The organism is Psychromonas sp. Urea-02u-13, from assembly GCF_002835995.1.
Lineage (GTDB): Bacteria > Pseudomonadota > Gammaproteobacteria > Enterobacterales > Psychromonadaceae > Psychromonas.
The window spans coordinates 51,861-78,137 of the sequence record NZ_PJBZ01000070.1; the positions used below are offsets into that span (position 1 = coordinate 51,861).

The 26,277-nt window shown below is 39.1% G+C and carries 22 protein-coding genes; 12 read left to right on the plus strand and 10 right to left on the minus strand.

The genetic code is table 11. The features are described from left to right. Positions 1-78: 78 nt before the first annotated feature. The 3 genes from recN to mtnN form a co-directional block, all read right to left on the minus strand. Positions 79-1,761: a DNA repair protein RecN gene (recN, locus tag CXF74_RS13930; protein ID WP_101083136.1), complete on the minus strand. Its 1,683-nt coding sequence runs from the start codon at positions 1,759-1,761 to the stop codon at positions 79-81. A 120-nt stretch (positions 1,762-1,881) separates the two neighbouring features. Beyond that, positions 1,882-2,850: a cobalamin biosynthesis protein gene (locus CXF74_RS13935; protein WP_101083137.1), complete on the minus strand. Its 969-nt coding sequence runs from the start codon at positions 2,848-2,850 to the stop codon at positions 1,882-1,884. After that, a complete protein-coding gene (gene mtnN, locus CXF74_RS13940) occupies positions 2,851-3,546 on the minus strand; it encodes a 5'-methylthioadenosine/S-adenosylhomocysteine nucleosidase (protein ID WP_101083138.1) in 696 nt (231 codons plus the stop codon). Between the two features lie 146 nt (positions 3,547-3,692). Between mtnN and tyrS the strand changes: the two genes are divergently transcribed. The 3 genes from tyrS (at position 3,693) to CXF74_RS13955 (ending at position 8,370) form a co-directional block, all read left to right on the plus strand. Beyond that, complete coding sequence (gene tyrS, locus CXF74_RS13945; protein ID WP_101083139.1) at positions 3,693-4,964, plus strand: tyrosine--tRNA ligase; 1,272 nt, start codon at positions 3,693-3,695, stop codon at positions 4,962-4,964. A gap of 3 nt (positions 4,965-4,967) precedes the next feature. Further along, the gene (locus CXF74_RS13950) at positions 4,968-5,645 is read left to right on the plus strand and encodes a hypothetical protein (protein WP_101083140.1); all 678 of its coding nucleotides are present in this window, start codon (positions 4,968-4,970) and stop codon (positions 5,643-5,645) included. A 193-nt stretch (positions 5,646-5,838) separates the two neighbouring features. Beyond that, on the plus strand, positions 5,839-8,370 hold the full coding sequence (locus tag CXF74_RS13955) for a sensor domain-containing diguanylate cyclase (protein WP_101083141.1): 2,532 nt from the start codon (positions 5,839-5,841) through the stop codon (positions 8,368-8,370). An 81-nt stretch (positions 8,371-8,451) separates the two neighbouring features. Here the strand turns inward: CXF74_RS13955 and folE2 are convergent, their stop codons facing one another. After that, positions 8,452-9,372, minus strand: coding sequence for a GTP cyclohydrolase FolE2 (folE2, locus tag CXF74_RS13960; protein WP_101083142.1), 921 nt, complete (start codon positions 9,370-9,372; stop codon positions 8,452-8,454). A 250-nt stretch (positions 9,373-9,622) separates the two neighbouring features. Here folE2 and arcB point away from each other — a divergent pair, with 250 nt between their 5' ends. Further along, positions 9,623-11,878, plus strand: coding sequence for an aerobic respiration two-component sensor histidine kinase ArcB (arcB, locus tag CXF74_RS13965; protein ID WP_101083143.1), 2,256 nt, complete (start codon positions 9,623-9,625; stop codon positions 11,876-11,878). 351 nt (positions 11,879-12,229) lie between these two features. On the opposite strand, the gene CXF74_RS13970 is transcribed toward arcB, so the two are convergent. Continuing rightward, on the minus strand, positions 12,230-13,093 hold the full coding sequence (locus CXF74_RS13970; protein ID WP_101083144.1) for a tetratricopeptide repeat protein: 864 nt from the start codon (positions 13,091-13,093) through the stop codon (positions 12,230-12,232). A gap of 68 nt (positions 13,094-13,161) precedes the next feature. Between CXF74_RS13970 and CXF74_RS13975 the strand changes: the two genes are divergently transcribed. Together CXF74_RS13975 and CXF74_RS13980 are read left to right on the plus strand one after the other, a co-directional pair. Next, positions 13,162-14,121, plus strand: coding sequence for a S49 family peptidase (locus CXF74_RS13975; protein ID WP_101083145.1), 960 nt, complete (start codon positions 13,162-13,164; stop codon positions 14,119-14,121). A 280-nt stretch (positions 14,122-14,401) separates the two neighbouring features. Beyond that, positions 14,402-15,004 (plus strand): sugar O-acetyltransferase, encoded by a 603-nt coding sequence (locus CXF74_RS13980; RefSeq protein WP_101083174.1) that lies wholly within the window; start codon positions 14,402-14,404, stop codon positions 15,002-15,004. 195 nt (positions 15,005-15,199) lie between these two features. On the opposite strand, the gene CXF74_RS13985 is transcribed toward CXF74_RS13980, so the two are convergent. Further along, complete coding sequence (locus CXF74_RS13985; RefSeq protein ID WP_232772526.1) at positions 15,200-16,594, minus strand: DUF3943 domain-containing protein; 1,395 nt, start codon at positions 16,592-16,594, stop codon at positions 15,200-15,202. A gap of 96 nt (positions 16,595-16,690) precedes the next feature. Next, entirely contained in the window at positions 16,691-17,665 is a 975-nt protein-coding gene (locus CXF74_RS13990) for a Gfo/Idh/MocA family protein (RefSeq protein ID WP_101083146.1), read from the minus strand. A gap of 76 nt (positions 17,666-17,741) precedes the next feature. On the opposite strand from CXF74_RS13990, the gene CXF74_RS13995 reads away from it, so the two are divergent. From CXF74_RS13995 to CXF74_RS14005, 3 genes are read left to right on the plus strand one after another with little or no spacing between them, the layout of a single operon-like run. After that, entirely contained in the window at positions 17,742-19,922 is a 2,181-nt protein-coding gene (locus CXF74_RS13995) for a Tex family protein (RefSeq protein WP_101083147.1), read from the plus strand. Next, positions 19,915-20,628, plus strand: coding sequence for a tRNA (adenine(22)-N(1))-methyltransferase (locus tag CXF74_RS14000; RefSeq protein WP_198552860.1), 714 nt, complete (start codon positions 19,915-19,917; stop codon positions 20,626-20,628). Before CXF74_RS13995 ends, CXF74_RS14000 begins: the two co-directional genes overlap by 8 nt. 56 nt (positions 20,629-20,684) lie before the next feature. Then, positions 20,685-21,254 (plus strand): NUDIX hydrolase, encoded by a 570-nt coding sequence (locus tag CXF74_RS14005; RefSeq protein WP_101083148.1) that lies wholly within the window; start codon positions 20,685-20,687, stop codon positions 21,252-21,254. On the opposite strand, the gene CXF74_RS14010 is transcribed toward CXF74_RS14005, so the two are convergent. Next, positions 21,229-22,647 carry a hypothetical protein gene (locus CXF74_RS14010; RefSeq protein WP_101083149.1) on the minus strand — a complete coding sequence of 473 codons (1,419 nt, stop codon included), beginning with the start codon at positions 22,645-22,647 and terminating at the stop codon, positions 21,229-21,231. The two genes, CXF74_RS14005 and CXF74_RS14010, sit on opposite strands and share 26 nt — an antisense overlap. Positions 22,648-22,654: 7 nt before the next feature. After that, positions 22,655-23,317, minus strand: a complete 663-nt coding sequence (locus tag CXF74_RS14015; RefSeq protein ID WP_101083150.1) for a DUF2913 family protein — start codon at positions 23,315-23,317, stop codon at positions 22,655-22,657. Between the two features lie 139 nt (positions 23,318-23,456). Here CXF74_RS14015 and CXF74_RS14020 point away from each other — a divergent pair, with 139 nt between their 5' ends. Together CXF74_RS14020 and CXF74_RS14025 are read left to right on the plus strand one after the other, a co-directional pair. After that, the gene (locus tag CXF74_RS14020) at positions 23,457-23,939 is read left to right on the plus strand and encodes a hypothetical protein (protein ID WP_101083151.1); all 483 of its coding nucleotides are present in this window, start codon (positions 23,457-23,459) and stop codon (positions 23,937-23,939) included. 66 nt (positions 23,940-24,005) lie between these two features. Next, entirely contained in the window at positions 24,006-24,338 is a 333-nt protein-coding gene (locus tag CXF74_RS14025; RefSeq protein WP_101083152.1) for a YajD family HNH nuclease, read from the plus strand. Between the two features lie 136 nt (positions 24,339-24,474). Here the strand turns inward: CXF74_RS14025 and CXF74_RS14030 are convergent, their stop codons facing one another. Further along, positions 24,475-25,344, minus strand: coding sequence for a flagellar protein MotY (locus CXF74_RS14030; protein WP_101083153.1), 870 nt, complete (start codon positions 25,342-25,344; stop codon positions 24,475-24,477). Positions 25,345-25,635: 291 nt separating this feature from the next. Between CXF74_RS14030 and rnt the strand changes: the two genes are divergently transcribed. Beyond that, the gene (rnt, locus tag CXF74_RS14035; protein ID WP_101083154.1) at positions 25,636-26,250 is read left to right on the plus strand and encodes a ribonuclease T; all 615 of its coding nucleotides are present in this window, start codon (positions 25,636-25,638) and stop codon (positions 26,248-26,250) included. Positions 26,251-26,277 lie beyond the last annotated feature (27 nt).

The following is a 26,277-nucleotide window of genomic DNA, read 5'->3' on the forward strand; positions in this document are numbered from 1 at the left end:
TTATTAGCACAAGATATTCTTTTAAAAGTGACTTTAAAAAGAATATCTTGTCACTGAAGACTAATAAATGATTACTTTTTACGAAACCGTATTCACTAACAGCTCTTTTGCATTGGCTAGCGTATGCGCTGTAATGTTATCACCACCGACTAATCGTGCTAATTCATTAAGGCGGTCTTTCTCGCTTAATTTAACCATAGTTGTATTGGTGTTTTTACCATTACTTTGCTTGGCGACAAACATTTGTTGATGACCATTACCGGCAACCTGAGGAAGATGTGTCACACAAAATATTTGTGTTTGTTCACCCAAACTACGTAATAACTTTCCAACGACAGCAGCAGTTGCGCCACTAATACCCACATCGACTTCATCAAATATAAGCGTAGGGGTCGCAACACGTTGGCTGATAATAACCTGCATTGCCAATCCAATACGCGACAACTCACCACCAGAGGCGACTTTGGCTAAACTTTGTAGTGTTTGACCTGCATTGGTTTTAACTTGAAATTCAATATTATCAAGGCCTAATGGGCTTAGCGCATGATGACTGTTTTCAACTAGCTGAATATGGAAAATACCATCTTGCATATTCAATTTTTGAATACTGGAGGTTATTTTTTTACTTAGCTCTTTTGCGTAACGATTACGACTATGGCTCAATTTTTTAGCATGTTGATAATAGCTATTTTCTGCGACTTCTAAATCCGCGCTAAGTTGCTCAATTTGTAATTCGCCACTGTTAAGTTGTTTAAATTCTTTGCTTAGTTTTTGATGATGCGAGTACAGAAATTCGGGTTGAACTTGATGTTTTCTCGCCAGCGAAAGGGCATCACTCATACGTGATTCTAACTGTTGAAATTTTTCAGGGTCAAGTTCTAGGTTTTCGCTGAAATTACGTAATTCATAACTCGCGTCTTCTATTTGAATCAGTGATTCTTGTAGTGTAGCGATAATGTTTTCTAAGTTTTTATCATTTTCAACTTGTGCTTCAAGTGCACTGATACTACTACGTAACAATGTCAACGCATCTGTCTGTTCACCTTCGCTAAGATGATTCAACGTTAACTGGCAACTTTCTAATAGTGCGCCACCGTTTGCTAAGCGTTTGTGTTCAACTTCAATCTGTTCAAACTCCTCTTCCGCTAATGTGAATTCATCGAGTTCTTGTATTTGATATTCCAGCAGTTGCTTACGTGCTTGTTTTTCTTGTTGATTTAACTGTTGCTGTTTTAACTGTTTATTTAAAAAGTGCCAACCTTGATAAGTATCTTTTACTTTTTGTAATAGCTGATGATGTGCAGCATATTCGTCAATAATGGACAGTTGGATTTCGCTTTTAAGCAGGCTTTGGTGTGCGTGCTGACCGTGAATGTTCACTAACAATTGGCCCAGGCTTTTGAGTTGTGAAACAGGGACTGGTGTGCCGTTAATGTAAGCACGTGAGCGACCCTCTTTATTGACTGTGCGACGTAATAAACAGTCGTTTATATCGTCGTCACTTTCAAGATCGTTATTCACTAACCATTGTTTTGCGTGTGGGGTATCGGTTAAGGTAAAACGAGCACTAATTTCTGCTTTGTCGGTACCGACTCTAACCATGTTTGCATCTGCTCGTGAACCGAGGCATAAACCAAGTGCATCAATGGCAATTGATTTACCAGCGCCAGTTTCACCAGTGATTGTGGTCATACCGTGACTAAATTCTAATTCTAAAAATTGAACAATGGCAAAATGTTGCACGGTTAATTGATTAAGCATAATTTTTCACACCTCAAAAAGACTGTTTAAATAAACAGTCTAATACTGTTTATTTAAACAGTAAAGAGGTTGTGTTGATTATTTGTGAATTAAGCCAATTTAACAGGCAGATTGAAGGGATCAGATCTGCATAAATTCACGTAATAAGGGGAAGAAGGTATAGCCGCTAAAACAGAATAACCAGAACCAGGCACTTAAACTGAGGCGTTGTAATGAGAGATCGATTTGTTCTATCTCTGGTGCGCTAGTATTACCCAAGGTTGCATAGGTTATCTTTTGATCTTTATAAAGGCGTACACCACCGAGCTCAAACTGCATACTTAATGCAAAGCTAGATAACATCAACCCAGAAGAAAAATGGTGCCAATGTATGCTTTGTTTGAATTTCTTAGGCAGATTTTGTAATGGTTTGTCGTAGAGAGAAAAGGTAAAACTGACTAACAAATGGACGGGGAACAACATAATGCTGTAAAAAAGGCTAGGAAATGTTGTTAATGCCTTAAATGCATTGTTTTTAGCGTTCCATTGCTGCGCACAAATTTGTACCGTGCGGTAGAAAATAGCCGCATAAATACCTGCAACCATATACCAAAAAAGAACGGCAAACCAAGATGCACACAGTTGTAAAACCATGGATTCAATCGTCGCTTTATTAACACCCATTAATGATAACGGTTTTGTTTCTCGCTCGGTAATCGCATCTAGCTTGAATTTTGCTTGGGCTAAGTTATTACGCTTTAAGGCATTACTGACTTGTAAATAAACTAGCTTTTTATCATGCCATGAAAGTAAGACAAAAAGCATGACTATATCGATAGTGATAGGTTGAAACACAATATTGTACAATTGGCTGACAATAAGAATAGTGGGGAAGTAAATAAGGCTAATGGATAACAGGCTCGCTAAGCGTTTATAACCATCACTGCGAGTGTCCAAATTAACTTTGACTGCAATCTGCTTAAAAATAAGTTCAACGGCTGAAAGCGGATTAAGGTCTTTGGGTAGGGACACAAAGAATGAGAGCAGGGCAACGGTTACTATTGAAAAGTAGACGCTGTACTGCTCTATAAAGCTTATCAAAGAGTCCACTTAACTTAATCTATCAACAATAGCTTCTACCAGTACTGAGGCATTTTTAGCTGCAATCGGTAGGTATTGTTCAAATGAAAGTTCTGATTTTTTACCTGCAATATCTGACAAAGAGCGAATGATGACAAAAGGCACTTTAAATTGATGACAAACCTGTGCAATGGCCGCTGCTTCCATTTCACATGCAGCCATTGTTGGGAAGTTGTTACGTGCAATTTCTGCTTTTTTCGGATCTGCCATAAAGATATCACCGGTACAGATAAGGCCTTGAATAATATTAAGGTCTTCTATCGTTTGTGCTGCATCTTGGGCAACAGCAATTAATGCTTTATCGGCTTCAAAGGCTGCTGGCAGTTGCGCCATTTGACCAATTTCATATCCAAAAGCAGTTAAATCCACATCGTGAAAACGTACTTCGGTAGAGATAACAATGTCGCCAACATTTAAGCTTGTATCGTAACCGCCTGCAGATCCTGTGTTAATAATGGTATCTGGTTGGAAACGCTCTAATAATAATGTTGTTGCGACTGCTGCTGCAACTTTACCAATACCTGATTTAGTTAAAATAACTTCTTTGCCATTAAGTTGGCCTTGGTAAAATTCACAACCTGCAATATTTGTTGTTTGTATATTTTCCAATTTTGCTTTTAGGATGCTGACTTCTTCATCCATTGCCCCGATAATGCCTATTTTCATTGCTTAACTCTCTGTAATTTCATTATAAAAGCCTAATGTTAGCACAATCGGCACAACTTCTTCACGGAATGGTTTTTTTGTTTCTATTAACTGTGTAAAATCGACAGCATATTTATGAAATAGTTTAATGATTAGGGAACATAAGCATGAATGCTTTACTTGAAGATTTAAAAGCGCGCGGACTTGTTGCACAAACAACAGCCGATGAAGAGTTACACGAACATTTATCAAGTGGTTGTCAGACGCTATATTGTGGTTTTGATCCAACAGCGGATAGCTTACATATAGGTAGCCTAGTACCCCTATTAACGCTTAAACGTTTCCAAGAAGCGGGTCATAAGCCATTGGCTTTAGTTGGCGGTGCAACAGGACTGATTGGCGATCCGAGTTTTAAAGCGGCTGAACGTAAACTTAATACTGATGATGTTGTTGAAAACTGGGTGGCTAAAATAAAAGCGCAAGTCAGTGCCTTTATTGAATTCGGCGAGCAAGAAAATGCGGCTGAAGTGGTTAATAACCTTGATTGGATTGGTGAGATGGATGCCATTTCATTTTTGCGTGACGTCGGTAAACACTTTAGTGTTAACGCTATGATTCAAAAAGAGTCTGTTAAACAACGAATCGACCGTGAAGGCGCGGGTATCTCTTTTACTGAATTTAGCTATATGTTGCTACAGTCTTATGATTTTGCAGCGCTTAATAAAATGAATGGCTGTTCTCTACAAATTGGTGGCTCTGATCAATGGGGTAATATCACCGGTGGTATTGACCTTACTCGTCGCATGAACCAACAAAAAGTATTTGGTTTAACACTGCCACTAGTAACAAAAGCAGACGGCACTAAATTTGGTAAAACAGAATCAGGTACGATTTGGCTTGATGCAACAAAAACGTCTCCTTATGCCTTTTTCCAATTTTGGATCACTACATTAGACGCAGATGTTTACAAATTCTTACGTTTCTTTACTTTCCTTTCTATTAGTGAAATTGAAGCGATTGAAGCAAAAGATAAAGCGATAAAAGGGCGTCCTGAAGGTCAAGCTATTTTAGCGAAAGAAGTCACTCGTTTAGTGCACGGCGAAGAAGGATTAGCTTCTTCTGAGCGTATTACAGAAGCTTTGTTCTCTGGTGATTTAAGCGCATTAAGTGAATCAGATCTTAAACAACTTGCACAGGATGGTTTACCATCAACACAAGTAACAGAGTCTGAAAAAAGCTTGGTTGAATTATTGACCAGCTGTGAGCTTGCAAAATCAAATAAAATGGCACGTGAATTTACTCAAAATGGTGCAGTGAGCATCAATGGTGTAAAAGCGACGGATAGCGAAATGTTAGTGCAAAAAGCAGATGCTTTGTTTGGTCAATACACGCTAATTAAACGCGGTAAACGTCTATTTAATCTCTTTATCTGGAAATAAAAAATGTTTATTAAAACGTTTGCTAAAAAAAGTTCTATTGCATTACTTGCCCTCGTTTCTAGTTCATTATTCGCTAATCAGCAGGGAGAGAATGGAGAAGTATGGCATGACCTGAGTGATCCTCTTGCTGTTTATTCGAATGTGAACGTGGGTGGTGGCAGTGAAGGCGTTGACGTTAGTGCGAGTTATGGTGGCTATTTAAACGGCCAGTATAAGCATAAAATTACCGTTGAAGCGATGAACGACCTTGATTATTACAATGTGAATTACTTGTTGTTAAATGCGGTGACAAACTCTGGTTTTACTGTTGAGACAAGCTGGGGAAGGGACCTTTGGGATTTAACCGATACGAATGATTCTGTGGTCGGTGTATTTGCGAAAATACCTTTGATGGAAAGTAAACTTATCGTTTACCCAAAACTTAATTTAGGCATGTTATGGGGTGAATATGTTGATAATACAACGACTTACATCCAGTTCGAAGCAACAACACGCTACAAAATAAATCATATCTTTTGGGTTGGTATTACCCCAACTTATACCTATGCAATGAAAGGCTATGACGTAAATGAATGGGATACAACCTTAGATGTTGGGGCGCAAATTTCTGGTGCCTTTGCCGTTGGCGCACATTGGAATGACGATAATGAATTATGGTTTGATGTTGTTTTTGCTTTTTAGTCCGTATCTCCAAGTAGCAGGGCATAGATAAAAGATAAACAAGAAAAATTCAAAGGCCATTTTTAGTGGCCTTTTTTGATTTTAAATTCCCATAAAAGTGTGAAGGCTCGCAAGTAATATTGATTATAAAATTACCTTTAGCTAAGCAGTAGGCTAAAATTAGAGTTCTGCTCTATTTTGGAACTATTCTATAATGCTTAAATCGTTTACATGCCTCATGATTTTCTTGTGTATATCAGCCCCTTCTTTTGCGGCTTTAAATGAATCTACTAAGCCTAGCCAAGTCGTTGTTTATTTAGACCAAAACCTCCCTTATTCAGGCTTTAATTCTCATAAAAAGGCACAGGGTTTGTACGCTGACTTTTGGCTTTCGTGGTCTTTAACAACTGGCATTGCGGTAAAAATGGAGCCTTACTTACAAGAAGACCTGTATACCTCGTTAGTAGACAATCGACCTGCTTTATATAGTGGCTTGCAGGCGTCTAATCGTGCGCTTAAAAGGTTAAACAAAACGCCATTGTTAAACCTTAAAACAGATTTCTATCATTTTTCTCCGATTAGCCAAAAACTTTCTCACGCATTAACGGATCACGCTGATGTTATTCTTGTGGGTGGGCTGTTCCCTCAGGCACAGAAATTACCTTTGTTTGTTGATAAAACGCATCTTATTTATAAAGAATACCCAGGGGTGCTAGAGCTATTAATCGATCTATATCAAGATGAAATTGATGCCGTGGTTATTTTTAACTTTGGATTAGAAAACAAGGGTTTGTTAGACAGCATACTCAGTAGTTTCTTACAAAAAAAATCTGCCAATGACGGTGATAACCAATTATTTGCTTATTTGCCTGTTGAGCAACAGACATTAGTCAAATGGTTACAATGGGGGAACCAATTTGAACAATTGAATACGCAAATGCGCACGGCCTTCGCTAATATTAATAACCCGTGGTGGGGGGCTTCAGCTGCTATGGCACGTAACCTTTTGCTGATTAGTGGATTGTTTCTTATTTTTATACTTATCGGTCGTTCAAAACGTAAAAAAGATCGTCAATTTAAAGATGTGCTTGATTCCTCTCCATATCCGCTAGCGATTTTTGCATTAGACGGCAACACTATTTTTTATCTTAATGATGAAGTGAAATCATTATTTCCTTTTAAGAAGAAAAAAAATAAATTCATCTTTGAAGAGGCTGAAAATCAGCTGCTATTATCGCGCTTTATCAATAAAGCGAGTCACCAAACTGTTATCGATAATGGCCTAGTACGTTTATTAGTGGATGATACCTTTCATGATATTGAAATATTTGCCAAACGCATTCATTACAAACGAAAAACCGCTTGGTTATGCCATTTAAAAGATGTGACGGCACTGCTTAGCGCGGAACGAAAACTCACAGAAGAACGTGAATTATTACGTAAAGTATTGGATTCAATTCCAGAGCAAATTTCATTTAAATCACCTAAGGGCACTATTGTTGGCTGTAATACTGCGTGGGCTGAAGTCAATAATACCACCGTGGCGCACGCAACTGGGCGCAGTGTTGCAGATATGATGGCAGTGCCTGCGATTAAAAAACAAAAACAGCAAGAAGCTGCTGTTTGGACGGGTGAAACTTATAATAGCCAAGAGTGGATTCAACAGAAAAAATCTGCAGATTTAAGCCTAGTGAATGTCACCAAAGTGCCTTTATATAACGATAAAGGCACTATTTTTGCCATTTTATCCATCGACAGTGACATTACGGCATTACATAATTTAACCAAACAACTCAAAGTTGAAAATATACAGCGTAAAGAAACAGAAAAAGCGTTGTCGAAACAGAGTGTTTTATTAAGTACTGTTTTTGCTGCTAGCTATGACCCCATTGGTTTGTTAGATCATGAAGGGCGAATCATTGGCGCGAATAACTCTTTTGCGAAATTAATGAATGCTTGCCCGGATGATATTATTGGTAAATTGCAAACTGAGCTTATGCCATCGGATAGAGCTGACTGGGCGGAACGCCAAAATAAAGAAGTATTAGCCTCTGGTGAGCCCATTATTTTTGAAGAGTTACTGTTCTCTGGCAATAAGAAAACCTGGTACGAAGTACATAAAGCGCCATTTAACGATGAAGAAAGTCATTACCAGGGCATTGTTATTATGGCCCGAGATATTACAGCACGTAAATTAACCGAGGAAAAACTCAGCTCTGACGCATCGGACTTTGAACAGAAAATGTTAAACGACCAATTAACTAACATTGCTAATCGACGTTCATTTGATGAACGTTTCACAATGCTTTGGCAGGAAGCGTGTGATGAGCAAGAGATGCTCTCTATTGTGATGTGTGATATCGACTACTTCAAACCTTATAATGATAACTATGGCCACCAAATGGGTGATGAGACATTAAAAATCATTGCATTAGCACTTAACAATGCCGCTAGTGAGATGGGCTGTTTTGCTGCTCGATACGGTGGTGAGGAGTTTGTTGTTATCATTAAAGGGGGCAATGCGACTAAAGTATTTCGTGCGGTTGAAAAATTACGTGAAGCGATTAATAAAACCAAGGTGGAACATCTACATTCTGATGTGAGTCGTTATGTCACTATGAGTCTGGGTTTATCGAGTATCTTCCCAAGTGATTTGAATACCATGAAGATGCTAGTCGCTGAGGCTGATGGCGCGTTATATGACGCTAAAATGTCCGGACGTGATCAAATCAGTGTGCACAATTAGAATCTAATGTATTGGTAGAAAAAGTAGCAACAAAAAAGGGAGCTCAATGAGCTCCTTTTTTTATGACTAAAATAAGAAAAATTAGGCTTGGTAGCCGTCTTTAATACCTTTAGTCGTAATTGATACTGCATCATGTGCATGCAAGCTTTCATAATGGTTTACACGTAACCAGAAATCATCAAATTTAACTTCAGGATTAAGCGCGTACTGAAGTTGTCTTGCAGCATCTTCACAAAACATTAAGTTTTGGCCATTTAAACGTGCAAACTCTTGTTCATCTTCACGCTTTACAGCTGCTTGAACGGGCGTTTTAAGTGTATTTTCAATTAGGTCAATGAGCTCAATCACCGGGAAGGTATTATTCGCCGTGTTAAGTTTAACTTTCACTTCAACCACACTACGTTGGCTATGCGGTGTTGCAACAATACCTTGTGTTGAACCTAACCACTGCAATACTTCTTCTTTTTCAATGTTCTCTTGCGCTGCATATTTTTCTGCAAAGGTATTTTGAATAAGCTGGCGAGCAAGTGCGGCAGAACAAGGACAAGTAGATGAATAAGGCACACTCACTTGTAGTTCTACGTTGAATTCACCATCAATTAATTGACCAATAAGAACAACCGGGTAAGCTTTCCAACCGCGTTTTTCACTGATTAAAGATTTACGGCGTAGATGATAATCAAATTCAAACTTTACAAAGGCTTGCTGACTAAGATCACTGTGGCTTTCAATAAAACCTTCTAATAGTGTTGATAGTGTTTGTAATGTTAATTCTGACTCAGTTGATAACTGGTCTAACTGTAAATACAAACGTGACATGTGAATGCCTTTCGCTTGCGCATCACCTAGGTTAACGAACAGTTCAGCACTGGCACTAACTTGCTGTGGTGCACAATCATCAGTTTGGACCATAAGCGGTAGTTCAATGTTGCTCATTCCAACTCTGTCTAATGTACCTTCAGTTTGAGCTTGTGCGCTATTTGCGATATCTGGCATTGCCATGAGAAAAAACTCCCTTCAACACGATAGTAAAATTAGTAAATTTAGGCGGTGGATTATAAACGTCTTCGAGACAATTAAAAACCACCAAATGAAAAGGATTATCAGTGATTGATAAAAGTGCTTGTTTAATGAACACAAAAGAGACTTATTAAGCGCTGATGTGAAAAATAATCGTTAAAATGTGTAATAACCTGAATAATTTAAGGGGAATATTGCTTACAATTGTGCTTTATTTTTCACAGAGAGTGGCATGAGCATATTTAATTTAAAAACATGGGTACATTATTATGTTTCCCTTTTAAAACGCTTAGGTGCATTTCGTTTTAGCCTATTACTGGCTTTGGCTATTTTCACTGCCGACGCAATATTACAAATGGTACTGGCTTATTATTTTAATGACCCTCTCGATATTGTGGATATCTCTCGTTCGATTATTTTGGGTTTATTAATAACCCCTTGGGCGGTGTATTTTTTAACCGTTGTCGTGGGTGATCTGGAAGAAGCGCGTCAACGCTTAGATAATACCGTCGCACGTTTGCAAGTCATGCTTGCAACGGATCAACAAAAAACAAGAGAACTTGAAAGCGAAATGATTGAGCGTCAAAAAAGCCAAAAGTTATTGCAAGAACACACCATATTATTACATTCGTTTTTAGACACCTCTCCGGACCTGTTTTTTCATAGAGATTTAAAAGGCGCGTTTGTAAGTTGTAATAAAGCCATGGAGTTGGTTACTGGTCGCACGGCTGCACAATTAATTGGCCTTACCCCTTTTGATATCTATCCCGATGAGTATGCGCAACAGGTGGTGAAACGCGATCAAAAAGCACAGGAAACCGAACAGGAGCAAATACATGAACATTGGTTGCATTATCCTGATGGTCGTCAAGCGTTCTTCGAAGTACGTGCATTACCGCTGTATAACGTTAAGCATGTTTGTGTCGGTATTATTGGTTTTGGCCGTGATATTACAGAACGTAAAAAACATCAAGAATCTTTAGAAAAAGCCAGTCACGATAAAACTACTTTTATTTCAACCATTAGCCATGAGCTGCGCACGCCACTTAATGGCATTGTTGGCCTGAGTCGTATGTTGCTCGATGAACAACTAACGACAGAGCAAACGAAGCACCTTAAAACCATTCATATGAGTGCTATTACGCTGGGTAATATTTTTAATGACATTGTTGATCTTGATAAGCTTGATCGCCGACGTTTAAATTTGGTCAGTAACGATATTGATATGCTTGATTTTATCAGTGACTTGGAAAGTTTAGCGTTTATTCAAACGGAACAAAAAGGGCTCACGCTGCATTTTGAACAAACAGATGTATTACCTAACTTTATACAAGCAGACGATACACGTTTGCGCCAAGTACTTTGGAATCTGGTGAGTAATGCAGTGAAATTTACAGAACAAGGGCAAGTGACCATTCGCTGTTTTTGTGAGCATGAAGGTACCGCTGACGAACATCTTTGTTTTGCAGTGCAAGATTCAGGTATTGGTATTCCGGCGGATCAATTAGAAAAAATATTTGCGATGTATTATCAAGTTAAAGGCAATCGTCATGCAACAGGCACGGGAATTGGTCTTGCGGTGTCGAAACAGATTGTTGATGCCATGCAGGGTAAAATAACGGTCACCAGTGAAGTCGACCAAGGCAGTACCTTTAAACTGTGTTTACCGGTTAAGTTTCTTGAACAACGTATTAATAAACCCATTGAACCAAGCAAGTTACCGGCATTGTCTATTTTGCTTGTTGAAGACATTGAGCTTAATGTGGTGGTTGCCAAAGCATTATTAGAAAAATTAGGCCATCAGGTTGATGTGGCGATTAATGGTGAACAAGCCTTGCAAAAGGTATCTGAACACCGCTATCAACTCATTTTGATGGATATTCAGTTACCTGATATGGACGGTTATCAGGTGACTGCATTATTACGCGAAAAATACCAAGACTTACCACCGATTGTGGCATTAACGGCGAATATCTTTTCAGATAAACAAGACTTTACCAAAAAGGGGATGGATGACGCACTCGGAAAACCACTCACAGTGCGCTCTTTTAATGACGTTGTTAGACGTTTTTTCACCCAACTCAAGCCACAAGAGTCGCTGATTATTACCCCTGATAAGCTCAAAGCAGATCCTGTCGAACCGCTTTTTGATAGTGCGATGTTATTAGAGTTAATGGAATTTTTACCCACCACTGTTATGTTAGATAATATTGCTTTATTTACTAAATTGATGCCTGATTACATGCGTATATTAGACTCAAATATGGTGGCAAAAGATAAGCTGGGTATTGTCAGTGAGGCACATAAAATTAAAGGTGCCGCCGGCTCTGTGGGATTAAAGCGCATTCAAATGTTAGCGCAGAAAGTGCAATCTCCAGAACTACCTGCTTGGTGGGATAACATTGATGATTGGGTTGAGTTAATGAAATTAAATTATGAAAGTGATATCACTGAGCTTAAAAAGTGGGTGGTTAAGCAGGGACGATAAAAAGAAGGGGTTCAGTAGGTATTGTGAGTGCTATTTAACACTGACGTTAATAATCTAATGAACCTGTTTTCCCTGTCTTTATCTGATTAGGCTAGCGCATATATTCAACGGTACTTGAGGCTACTATTAATACCAAGCGTATTTAATTTGTGTTCAGTCTTACTTGTTAAAACGAGCGCTATCTGCGTTATGAGTCTTGAAAGGAGAATAACTACTTTCTGCAACTCATGCCTTGTTAGCACTCATTTTTCCTGCGTAATACATGTTCACATATTTAATACATTTGCTATAAACACCGTTGAATATATGTAAAACATAAAAGGAGTGAAATTTAATACTAATCACTCGATACTAGTCACTGGATATTAAGGTTTCATATTTCTCATTGCCTTTTAAATTCTCAAAGTCGGCTTCATCGGCTGCTAACTCTTTAAGGGCAATACGTCCATCAATGGCGCGTGTAAGGTCATAGATCGCTTGTTCTTCAACCCCCAAACACGCGTAAGCACAAGCGCGCTGATAGAGGGCATTTTGATTCGTATCGTCTACTTCTAATACTCGGTTACAAATGCTCAGTGCCCAATGGAATTCACGCATTTCCATTACCGCATCCGCTTTTGAGGTTAATGCTTCTAAATCACCCGGACGAATTTTTAATATTTCATCATAAGCTTCTGTTTTCTGCTCAGGTGTTTGCGCTTTTTGCGCGCGTAACCACAAATTATGTATCTCATTAATCTTTTCAATTTCTATATGGTTATCAGCAATACGGCGTGTTTTTCGTCTTAAATCTTTCTCTAATACTTGGAACTGTTTTTCATATTGTTCAGAGATGACTTGAATCTGTTGATTGGCCATTTTCTTTGTGTTGTCACGAATTTCACGTAGTGATTGCCAACCTATCATCGCAATCAGTGAGGCAACACCGGCAATAATATAGAAAAAGTAGGTCACGGTATTAGAGGCATAACCCAGCGACTTGTCTGCAACGGCAAGCTCTCTATCGGTCATGGCAATGGTTAAATTACGTTCTAAATCTTGGAAGTCATGGCGCAGGGACTTTAGCTCATCAAGCACGTAACGTTCCACTAAGGGTTTGCCATGAACGCCTGCATTTTGGCTGCTATCAGTGGTTGTGAAATCACTGCTATCGGCCGCCAAAAGTGTGCTGGTTGCCATGCATAAGCTGATGAAAAATAGTAATTTATGAAACATAGTTTGTCCTTGTCTTGTCACAATTATATTGATAGGTTAAGAGTCCAACTATAGATCAGGATAAAGCAATGAGCGAAAGTAATAAAGCAGAAGATCAGTGGGTTAAAGGTATTATCAAAGAAACCTTCGCAGAGCAAAAAAAAGCACGTCGTTGGGGCATCTTATTCAAAGGCCTTACGTTCACTTATCTGTTTGTTGCATTGTTATTAATTGTTAATTCCACACCGAGCAGCGACGAGAAAAGTGAGCAAACACATACCGCCATGGTGCGTGTTAATGGTGTCATAGCTGCAGATCAAGAAGCGAACGCCAACAGTATTGTCACAGGTTTACGCGCAGCCTTTAAAAATGAACACAGTAAAGCGGTGATGTTAGTGATTAATAGCCCCGGCGGAAGCCCAGTGCAAGCCGGTTACGTTTATGATGAAATTAAACGTCTACGTGGTTTATATCCTGAGAAAAAACTCTATGCAGTGATTGCTGAGTTAGGCGCGTCGGGTGGTTATTACATGGCAGCCGGTGCAGACGAAATATATGCCGATAAAGCCAGTTTAGTGGGCTCAATTGGTGTGACCGCTTCTAGTTTTGGTTTTGTTGATTTGATGGAAAAAGTGGGTGTGAAACGTCGCCACTTTACCTCGGGAGAGCATAAAGCCTTTTTAGACCCTTTTTCAACTGAGAAACCAAGTGAAGCTGCATTTTGGCAAGAAGTATTAGATGTCACACATCAGCAGTTTATCAAAGTGGTGCAAGAGGGCCGTGGCGATCGTATTAAACAAGCTGAAAAAAATGAAAAGTTATACTCAGGACTTATCTGGAACGGTGAGCAAGCGCTTACATTAGGTTTGATTGATGGTTTAGGTAGCCCGGGTTTTGTAGCAAGAGACATCATAAAAGCGGAAGAGATTGTTGATTACTCAGTGAAAGCGTCAGCCTTTACAGAGATCATCGAAAAATTAGGCCTCTCAATTGGCAGTGGTTTAGCGGGCCAACTGACAACACAGGGTAATGGTTTAAGGTTTAATTAATGGTTTATAACTACTCAGGACGTCGCTATTTAAGCCTATTTCATCGTTAAAAATGCTCATTTAAACGACTAAACTGCGCTTTTTCGCCTTGAACTAAGCATAAATAACTTAGTCCTGAGCAGTTACTGTCTATTTTCGTATAAAAAGCACCCGTTTTAGCCGGGTGCTGAGTAGTTACTAATGTTTAATTAATTATCATTATCTGCTATTGCTCGCAAAGTGGGCGGTAACAGATGTATACCGCAGTTTTTTACAAAAAATTAAAAACAGTGAGGGTGGCATGAGTAAAAAAATAGCCGATTTTTCAGTGCAACTATTGATTAATAAAGACTTAGTTAAACATCAGTTAGCCTGTAAAGAAAAACTCTACGATTTTAATTTTTCACGTCCAAGTGAAAATGAAAAACGCCATGATATTTTAAGCTCATTATTTGGACAATATAAAGGCACGCATATTGAACCGCCTTTTCAATGTGATATGGGCTCCGATATCTTTTTTGGTGAGGGAGGTTTTATCAATTATGATGTGAAGATTTTAGATATCGCACCTGTGACCATTGGCGATTATGTATTGATTGCCCCCAATGTGGTTATTTGTACGGTAGATCATCCTGTTGATTTGGCTGAACGTATCAAGCCTTATGCTTGTGCAGAGCCGATTGTATTAGGGGATAATGTCTGGCTAGGTGCGGGAAGTGTTGTTTTAGGTGGCGTAACGATTGGTTCGCGCAGCGTGATTGGTGCGGGTAGTATTGTGACTAAAGATATACCCTGTGATGTTATCGCAGTGGGGAATCCATGCAGAGTGATCAAAAAGATAGAACACGGCGAAATGCCATCAGAGGAGCAAATCGCCGAATATTGGAGTGAGATACATAGCTAACTTAGTAACTACTCAGCACGTCGCTATTTAAGCCTATTTCATCGTTAAAAAATGCTCATTTAAACGACTAAACTGCGCTTTTTCGCCTTGAACTAAGCATAAATAGCTTAGTTCTGAGCAGTTACTGTCTATTTTCGTATGAAAAAACACGTGTTAGCAGGGTGTTGAGTAGTTACGAAATCAAAGTCCTAGAGCTTATAGGCCTTGTTCACCTTCACCAAAGCGGTAGATAATTGCAGTACCGAATTGGTCTTCCTGTGTTTCAGTACGTGTACTGTAATAATGGCGCCAATCTGTTTGAATCGCCCAGTTACTATTGATTTTATAATGTAAACCTGCACCCGCATTCATTTGAAAACGCTTTTGGTCATTATCTTCATCGCTCATCATCTCACCCAGACCTGCAGTGATAAAGGGACGTAAGTCTTCTTCACTATTGAAGTAATACTGGCCATCGATACCATAGTTTTCATAGATAACACTATCGCCAGCATTTTTATCTTCAACAGTGGCACGGCTGTAGTTTAAGCGTGTAGAAAAACTACGTGTAAAGTAGAGACCTAACGACCACTGATAACCCCAAGCGCTTTCTTTGGCCCATTCGCTGTCTAAATCAACCATAATAGCGCCCGCAGAAATACCGATAATACCGGTGTTTACAGGGTCTTGAGTACGGTTTTCGTAACGTGATTGTACAACACGTTTACCACTGATTCCTGGTAAGGCAGGGCTATCGTCTTCGCCAAAAATATAACTGATTTTTAGGCCAACTTGGTTTTCAGTTTCGTTACCGTAAGGTAGTGCGACTTCATTAAATGTGAAGTAACCTGTACCGGCTTTAATAATATCTTTACCAAATAGGTAGTTAAAGTTTCGCCCTAGAGAATCAACAGGGTCTAAGAAGAATAGGGCGGTATTACCTAAATATTCTGATCCTAAAACTGTACCGCCATCAACCCAAATATCACGTTCAGTGGTATAAGCCCATTCGCCGTATGCCCAACCCAGTACCGGTGTTACCACTAAGTCTTGCAGTGAAGGAACTTCAGCAAACGCTTCTATGCCGTATTCCCAAAAGAAAGTTGACATAACAGTAGAATACAAGAATGCATCCCATTGACGGTAGCCTGATTTACGTGCCGATTGGTAATAAACACCACCAAAATAAGGGTGCATCACATAGTTTAAAACCACATCATCTCGATCCCAAACTGGCCCTTCTTTAACGTTGTCAGACCATTTTTGTATAAGCCCTTCGTCACTGCTTTCCCAGTTGGTAATCGATGACGGCATGACGGCTAATACGCCAACAACACCCAAACCTAAACCAAAAATAGAAGAGGTTTGTGACAACAAACGCTCAGAGTCTTCACCATTAGATGAACTAAAAAGAGAAACCTGGTAGGGACTATCATAAAAGCTCGGATCGATTTCTTTCTCTTCCCAAGAAGAGTTGGTGGCTTTTGTTTGATATATTTCGACTTGAGTTTCGCTTAATGCTTGCTCTTCAAGTGGTTGCTCTGCAAAGGCGGGCATAGCCAATGCGAGCGAAATTGAGATAATTGATTTTTGATAAAAATTTGAAAACACGTTTGCACCAATATTAGTTTTATGAAATGAGTTTATGACGCGCAAATTTACAGTAAAAGGAGATCTTGATCAAAGAGATAATGCCATTTTGTCTCTTTATTCAGCATCTGCAGGGAATTTAACCCCAGTTAAGCGTCTTATTTCAGTAATAACGGCCGATGTGGTCTTAGCACGTTGCACTGTTTCTTCATGCATTTTGTTTTCGTTTATTTGCTTGGCAAAAAATCGGGCTTCATAAACCATGCTGTTATCGACCTGAGGTGCACTGATATTGTGTTCATTTTCTTGTATTAATAGTACTTTTTCACAGAGTGCGACACGTTCGATAAGTAATGATCCATTTTCCCCTTGAATCTCATTATTAAGCTGTGAATTGCTGATTTTAGAGTGGTCAATGGTCACGGAAAACTGTCCATAATCGAGAATCGCCGTACCGCACCCATCAACACCTGATGCCAGTAAATGTGCACTGGCTTGTATTTTTTTAGGTTTACCAAAGAGTGCAACGGTAAAGGCAATACAATAATAACCAATGTCCATGATTGAGCCATTAGAGAATTGAGGATTAAACGTATTAGGGTTGTCACCTGCTAAATATGCGGGGTAGCGTGAGGAGTATTGGCAGTAATGGATATTGGCTTTACGCAATTGACCTAATTTCGGTAAGTTGTCTTTAATTTTCTGAAAGTTAGGTAAGTGTGCAGTCATATACGCTTCAAACAGAATGACATTATTTTCGATTGCCGTTTTAAAAAGCAGTTCGACTTGTTTGGCATTAGAGGCTAACGGTTTTTCACAGATAACATGTTTGCCCGCTTTAAGCATTTGCATTGATTGCTCGAAATGCAGAGAATTTGGACTGGCGATATAAACGGCTTCAATGTTTTTATCTTGTTTAAGCGTGTTAAGGTCATCATAACAAGTCGTTACAGAAAGTTTATCAGCAAATACCTGTGCGCTTTGTAATGTGCGCGAGTAAACTGCACAAAGAGAAAGTTCATTATCAATACGGGTTGCATTAACAAATTTTTCGGTTATCCAATTACTACCAATGACTGCAAAGTTGATCATCTCTAAACCCTTTATTGTTGTATGTAGCGGTTAGCCACGTAATAATAAAAATTTAAGTAAGAATAAGAATAAAAACATGAATATACTAGCACTAAATAAACAACTTGCGCTTGAGCTAACGATTTCTGAACAACAGGTGAATACCTTTATCACGCTTTATGATGATGGTAATACCGTGCCTTTTATTGCGCGTTATCGTAAAGAGATAACCAAAGGCCTTGATGATAAACAACTGCGCTCATTAGAAAGCCGTTTAATCTATGGTCGTGAGTTAGCAACCCGCCGTAGTGCCATTTTAAAAGCGTTAACGGAGTCGGGTAAATTAACAGCATCGTTAAGCGAAAAAATACAGCAAAGCACCAGTAAAACGCTATTAGAGCAGCTGTATCTGCCCTTTAAAAGCAAACGAGTTAATAAAGCGCAATTAGCGATTGATGCCGGCCTTGAAAGTCTGGCTGATAAATTGTGGTTCCAGCCTGACAGTGATCAACAACGTGTGAGTAAGCAGTATATCTGTGCTGCGTTTGCAAGCTCCGATGAAGTATTAACTGGGGCGATGCAAATTATCATTGAACGTTTATCCGTTGATATTAACCTCTTGGATAAACTTAAAAATCAATTGGTTAATAACGCTTGTTTTAAAGCGACGGTGATTAAAGGCAAAGAGCAGGAAGCGATCAAGTTTAAAGATTATTACGATTACAGTGAACCGGTCAAACGCATTCAGCCACATCGGTTATTAGCCATTCTACGCGGTAAAAGTGAAGGGTTTTTACGCCTTAAATTGGATACCGACCCAAGACAAGATAAAAGCATCAAAACGGCTTATTGCGAGATATTGATTGCTTCACACTTGGGTTTTTCCTTAAAAGGGCTAGCCGCTAATAATTGGCGCGTTGAAGTGATTAAAAAAGCCTGGAAGTCTAAATTACTGGGTATGCTAGAAACACAGATCACGTCTGCATTAAAAGAGAAAGCTTACGACAATGCGATTAATCTTTTTGCCACTAATTTAAAAGATCTCTTAATGAGTGCGCCCGCGGGACGTAAAGTCGTCATGGGGCTAGATCCTGGTTTTAAAAGTGGCTGTAAAGTCGCGATTATTGACCAAACGGGAAAATACCTGGTCAGTGAAACTATCTATCCACACGCTCCTCAGAAACAATACGACAATGCTAAACACAAAGTGGTTATGCTCTTAAAAGCGCACAACGTTGACCTTGTTGCAATTGGTAATGGTACGGCATCACGCGAGAGTGAGCAGTTTATTACTGAGTGTATTGAAAGCATTGATTCAAGTGCGCCTGAACAAAAGATTAAACAGTTGATTGTCAGTGAAGCAGGCGCATCGGTTTATTCCGCTTCTGAATTAGCAAGCCATGAATTTCCTAATTTGGATGTGTCGATCAGAGGGGCGATCTCTATTGCCAGACGCTTACAAGATCCACTGGCTGAATTGGTAAAAATAGACGCAAAAGCCATTGGTGTTGGTTTGTATCAGCATGATGTGAATCAAACGCAGTTGAGTAAGCGTTTGCAAGCTGTCGTCGAGGATTGTGTCAACGTAGTGGGTGTGGATCTTAACAGTGCTTCTGTCTCGTTATTGACCTTTATTGCTGGACTCAATAGCACGATTGCACAAAACATCGTTGATTACCGTGAGCAAGTGGGTTTATTTACCTCACGTAATACCCTTAAAAAAGTACCTCGTTTAGGTAATAAAGCCTTTGAACAGAGCGCGGGTTTTTTACGTATTAGTGAAGCTAAAAACCAACTTGATAACAGTGCCGTGCACCCAGAGAGTTATTACATGGTGAATAACATGGCCAAGCAGTTAAGCGTGCCACTTTCTCGTTTACTGAGCGAGACACAACTGCTTGAACAAGTGCAGGATGCACCATTAGTTGATGAACAGTTTGGTTTGTTGTCGATACAGGCGATTAAACAAGAGTTGATAAAACCTCATCGTGATCCTCGTCCTGAATTTCAAACCGTGAGTTACACCAAAGGCATTAATAAAATAGCGGATTTAGAAGTCGGATTGAGACTGCAAGGGGTGATTTCTAATGTCACCAATTTTGGTGCCTTTGTGGATATTGGTGTACATCAAGATGGATTAGTACACATCTCCCACATGGCCGATAAATTTGTCTCTGACCCGACTCAAATTGTGAAAGCGGGGCAGATAGTCTCGGTAAAAGTACTTGAAGTTGATTTACAACGAAAGCGTATTGCATTGAGTATGCGCAGTGAGTGATGCTAATAAAGTGAAGTTAGGTAAACGTTTGACACGCATTGAAGCCATGGCGGGGCGCGATTACGATCATATCTGGGATTGTTGTTGCGACCACGGTTTATTAGGTTTTCAATTGCTTAAAAATGATAAAGCCGGGCACATTCATTTTGTCGATGTTGTCGCGCCATTATTGAACGAGATAGACAATAAACTAAGCCGTTATTATCAAGGAAAGAGTGAGTGGTCTGTGCATTGTTTAGATGTTGCGACATTGCCAATTGCCGAATATGACATTGACTCTGGTGCTGAACAGAAAAAGCACCTTATCATTATTGCGGGTATTGGCGGTCAGTTATTGATTACTTTATTAAAAGTACTTTTTCCACATTGCCGTGCTTTTAATGTTGAGTTTATTTTGTCTCCCGTTCATCATAATCATCAGTTACGAGCGTATTTAAAGGATCAAAACTGTCGTTTGATTGATGAAGTGATCGTTGAAGAGAATAAACGTTTCTATGAAGTGCTGCATATCGACCAACGCGCGCTGAACAAAAGTACAGATTGTTTTGTGTCATTAGTTGGCGATAAAATGTGGAATTTTGACTATGTAGAACATCAGCTTTATCTGCAACAAACAATAAAACATTACCAGCGCATGGCCAAAAATCCGACTCTCGATGTGAGTGAGATAATTAAAGGTTATCAAGATCTCATCCCCTGTGTATAATCGCCTTTTTTTTAATCACTCGCTTTTCATCGCCTGTTGCTGCTGGACCTATTATTATGCGCTTATTAAGATCAACTGTTCATCCCGATATCACTCAAAAGCAACAAAGCAGCTTTGAGCGTATTGCAACACGTGCCATCGTTTTAAAAGGCGATAGCATTCTGCTTTTATATACCCAGCGCTACGACGATTACACCTTACCAGGTGGTGGCGTGGATAAAGGCGAAGATCTACTTTGTGGTTTTAAACGTGAATTGCTTGAAGAAACGGGGGCCAAAAATATTCGTAATATTAAAGAATTTGGTTTGTATGAAGAAGTGCGCCCTTGGTATAAAGACGACTTTGATCTTATGAAAATGAAGTCATATTGTTTTAGCTGTGAAATTGATGAACAGTTAGGCGCGACAAATTTTGAAGATTATGAAATAAAAAATGGCATGCAAGTTGTTTGGTTGCCGATTACTGACGCGATAAAACATAATGAAAAGACGATTGCAGAAAGCGGTAAAAAAGGCATGTCTGTTGAGCGTGAACTGTTTTTATTAAAATTGATTCAAAAAGAGTTAATAACAACTAACCTCTCTGAGCCTTCTATTTCAACTACTCAATATAGCGCTGTTTGTTAAGAACAGACTCAATACCGTAGAGTGCTAATGCTTCATTAGTGCTTTTACTTGGTTGTAACGTTGCAATAAGTTGTACCTGTTGCTTTTGTGCTTGTTCAATAAAGTCGAGCAACACATCGGAAGGGTCTGTGATGAGCATATGACTTAACGACTCCGACAAGATGACATCTGAGATAGGGAAATTTGTCAGCAGTCCAGTTAATAAATTGTGTTCGTTTTCAACAAGCCAATAAATCTTTGCATTTGATAAACGTGCCATCACTAATATTGAAAATAGAGTGGAGGTTTGTTGGATATTTTCCGGATACTCAATGCAGATATCGATAGTGTACTGATCGCAATTCAGCTCCCGTGCTAATTCGCCGCGCATCTCCCGTGCTAATTCGCCGCGCATCCCTCTTTTAATGCCAGTGCTAAGCCAATCTTGTAGGCTTTGCACATTAATAATGTAGCGAATTCCATCTGTTTTTTGTAACCTAGCAATCTGCTTTTTACGCATGCCATAGGAGCAAAAGTAGCTACTAACCGACTCTGTTAGTAAATCATAGATCGGATACGATCCACTTTCTACTTGCTCTTCGCTCACCCAAAGCTTTAAATAAACCTTTGAAAAAAGGGAAGAAAGTAATTTATGCCATTGCGCTTTATTGGGGGGTTCAGTGAGGCTCGCTAAAATAGGAAAACCTTTGTTTTTAATCAGTGTATAGGTGGCGCGGCATAGATTATTAGGGCGTTGCCCATAAATGATAATGATAGGAGATTGTTCGTTATGCGCTAACGCCTTTAATACTTCGATCAGTCTTAAACCCAAAATATCAATATCGATGATTAATAACTTTTGATTGTTAAGTTTGCTTAACGCGGCCTGTGCCGTGAAGTATTCAACGTGCCTTAATCCGATTGAAGATAAATGCTGTTGATGACTTATCTTTTTATTTTCATCCTCAGTAATAAAAGCAACTGAATAATGCGCTAACCATTCACTAAAGGTACGCGTAATATAATTTTTCCACTGCAGTACGTTGGTGGCTAAGTGCGCTTCATCAATACAATGTATAAAGACCGGTAAATTGGTATCCATACTCGGTAAGGAGCCTAACCAAAATACACGAATATCAGCACGATGTGTCAGTAGGCTGATTAGCTTAGCTAATGCAGGCTCAAGCTCTATGCCATCGGTTAGTAGCACGGCGACGCCATGCGGGCTAGCGGTGAGCATTAGAATGAGTTGCTCAAGAGAGTTTGATGAATTTATCCGGCACTCGGGGAGAGGTTGGTTGTACTGGTAACTGTAAACGGTAAACATGGTTTGCTGGGGTTGATTTGAATAGGATGTCAGTAATTGTAACTCTTGCTCAGATAAAATTGAACTTTGTTGATTAATTACTGGCATCAATAAATTACTCTTCTGTTATTGCTTCAACGGGAAACTCAGGTAATTTATCACCGTCATTATTTGGGTGAATAATGAATTCGCCGTGATATTTTACTTTTGATTTATAATCAGTAATTTTGTGCAGTAATAAGTTGTTCGCAAAAGCGAGTTTAACAAGTTCTGGTAAATCACCGCGTAAATAAAGCGAAATCGGCTTTACTAAAATACCTTCTTCATCAAAGCACTGTAACATTTGATCTTCACAGATAATTAATGAAGCCGCACCGCCACTGTGGCGATTCAGCTTAGCACCTACCACTAAATCGATATTAACCATCCACTGCGCAGCTTCAAGTTTTGCAACAACCGCTTGTAATTGTGAAAGGGTGACTGCTTGTACCTGTTTTTGCTCATCTAATACTTGGTTGTAACATTTTTGCAGGTAAAGAAATGACGCTTTTAATCCTGAGTTTTTGCCCTGGCTACGTGCTCTACTCTGCCAAGCTTTAAGTACTGGCACTGTAATGCTATCAAAACGTTTTTGCTTCATCGCATTCGTTACCCAAGCACCTAAATAATGCGCTTCATTAAGTGGGCTTTTTGACGTGCGACCAGAGGCTTGAGATGCCTGTAGTTCAGTTAATGCTGTTGTAACGAGTATGTGTATTTCTTGCGAAAAAAGAACCATAAAAGACCTACTTGAAAGTTAACAATAAAAATAAACACCAGTATACAAGATTAATTGTACTTTAAGTAATTAAGATCAAGGAATAATAGTTGAATTATTTGCTAGGATATTATTTCATTCTTATTGAGGTCGCAAATGTATGGAAGCCTTTACCAGTTTTACCCTTGCACGTGCGTTACATATTTTTGCCATCGTATTGTGGATTGGCGGTGTGGCCTTTGTCACCACAGTGTTAATCCCTTCTTTAAAGCAGATCCCTGATATTCATGACAGGCTGGCGCTTTTTGAAAAGTTAGAAGGCAAGTTTGCTATTCAAGCGCGTATTACGACTGTCATCACTTTACTGACCGGACTATACATGATTGATTTTATGCAGATTTGGGGGCGATTTTTACAGGCCGAGTTTTGGTGGATGCATTTAATGGTGATTGTCTGGTTACTGTTTACGTTAGTCTTATTTGTTTTTGAGCCGTTATTTTTGCATGCTTGGTTTAGAAAGCAGGCGTTAATAGACAGCAAAAAAACATTTAAGCGTGTGCACATGATGCACATCATTTTACTCACTGTGAGTTTAATAACAATTTTGGGCGCAATGTTAGGCGCACATGGCTTTCGTTTTTAATTGTGTTTTACGCGGTGCTTGGATAAAGCTAAACTAAGCACTATTCGATATTGAAAAGAGAAATGTATGGCTTATATCCCAAGTAATTATAAAAGTTTAGAGAGTGACTACCGCGATAAGGCGCTGAAGCTAATACCTTGGGTGTGTGGGAAATGTGCGCGTGAGTTTGTGTATTCCAATTTAAAAGAGCTAACAGTGCACCATATGGACCATGATCATAGTAACAATCCACAAGACGGTAGTAACTGGGAGTTATTATGTATTTATTGTCATGATCATGAGCATGATAAATACACACAGGCTGATATGTACGGCAGTAGCGTAGAAGCGGGGGATGACTTGCAAGCAAGTTCGACTTACAACCCGTTTGCAGATTTAATGAGTAAAATGAAGAAATAATGAATGCTCTGCTCAGGAGCTTACTTCTGGGCAGAAATGAGAAGAATTAATTTTGAATGTTTCACTTAATCCCAAACGAGTGAAAAATGTAACTCAATAGCGTGCTAATACCTTGCAGTTCAGCTTTGTTCGCTATTTAAATCTCTTCTCTTTCGATAGAGATAACAACACGTCTATTTTGCATACGGCCTAAAACATTCCTGTTATCGGCGACATGGTGCTTCTCGCCATAACCTTTAACCTGAATTTTTTCATCATCTAAACCTATCTGTGCCAAATACTCTTTTACTGATGTTGCACGTTGCTCTGAGAGCTGTAAGTTACGATATTTTGCCCCGTAACTATCGGAGTAACCCGATACCAGCACCACACTTATATTTTCATCGTGTTTTATATAATCGCCAATCATTTTCAATCGTTTTTTAGAGAATGAAGTGAGTTTTACACCATTTTTATTGTACTTAAGAATACTGTAAGCGATGTCATCAAAGTTATACGGTAAAAGCTGATCGATGCAATTATTAAACTCATCATAACTATCCATAAAATTAATGGATGACAGGCCAATACTGGTTGTTTGATCTTTGTTATACCAATCTTGATAATAAAAAGTGGGGTATTTCCCATTTTCAAGCTCACTGAGCATTTGCCATGCATTTTGACGGGTGACATAACCATCAAATTGCTGGTGGAACGTGACTTTACCGATAGTGAACGCTTCACTGCCCGGTCGCCATTGTGGCGGGACAGACTTTAACAGCACAGAACGTGTTTTCGGTAAGGCTCTTTTACTGTGCAAAATAAAGTCTAAATTAACGTATTTACTTGCCTTAGCTTCAAAATGAGCTTGGCCGTATCGCGGAATAGGGTGTTCAAGCGTGCATTGAATAGGGGTAGAACTAGAGATATACCATAATGAGTTATCAATGCTAGCGTTGTAATTTTTATTAGCAGCATAACTGCTATTAATGCATAACAGTAGCGTTGCCATTATCTGTATTTTCATAATTAATTCCATTAATTCTGCTCGATTACCAAATTATCGGCAGTGAGAATATTTTCTTTAGTTTAATTTAGTCGCTTTATGAATAAATACCCGTTATCCATAAAAATACTTTGTATTTTAGTTTTTTAACGTTTATTTATACATATAACGTGCACTATTTGAGCATTTTCAATTGAGTTTTACTTAAACGCTAAAATCGACAACGATGACGACCAATCTATTGCCCTTCGGAGTTTTGCACCTTTAATGATAACGGGTATACTCCTCCCTCATTTTTATTATGAGCATTCTATGGAAAACTTATTAGCCAAACGCTTTCGTGGTTATTACCCCGTTATCATTGATATTGAAACATCTGGATTAGTATCACAAACAGATGCAATGCTTGAGATTGCGGCTATTTTTCCTGCGATGGATGAGCAAGGTTACTTATATTGCGCGGACAAAATACATTTTAATGTGCACCCGTTCGAGGGCGCGAATTTTGATCCTAAGGCGTTAGAATTTACTGGGATTGACCCTTTTAACCCACTGCGTGCTGCGGTTGATGAGCGTGATGCGCTGACAGACATTTTTAAGCTGGTACGTAAACATCAAAAATTGAATGGCTGTAATCGTTCAATTATCGTTGCGCATAATGCCGCTTTTGACCAAGGCTTTATTAATCAAGCAACACATAGATGTAACTTGAAACGTGTGCCATTCCATCCCTTTGCAACATTCGATACCGCCAGTATGGCAGGACTCGTTTTAGGCCAAACCGTCTTAGCAAAAGCATGCGCGCAGGCAAATATCGCCTATGATAATAAAGAAGCACATTCAGCGCTATATGATACAGAGGTAACAGCAGAGCTGTTTTTTTATATGGTGAATAAGTTAAAAGCACTCGGCGGTTGGCCAGTTTAATTCTCAATTTTATTTTTAGCAGTAGGG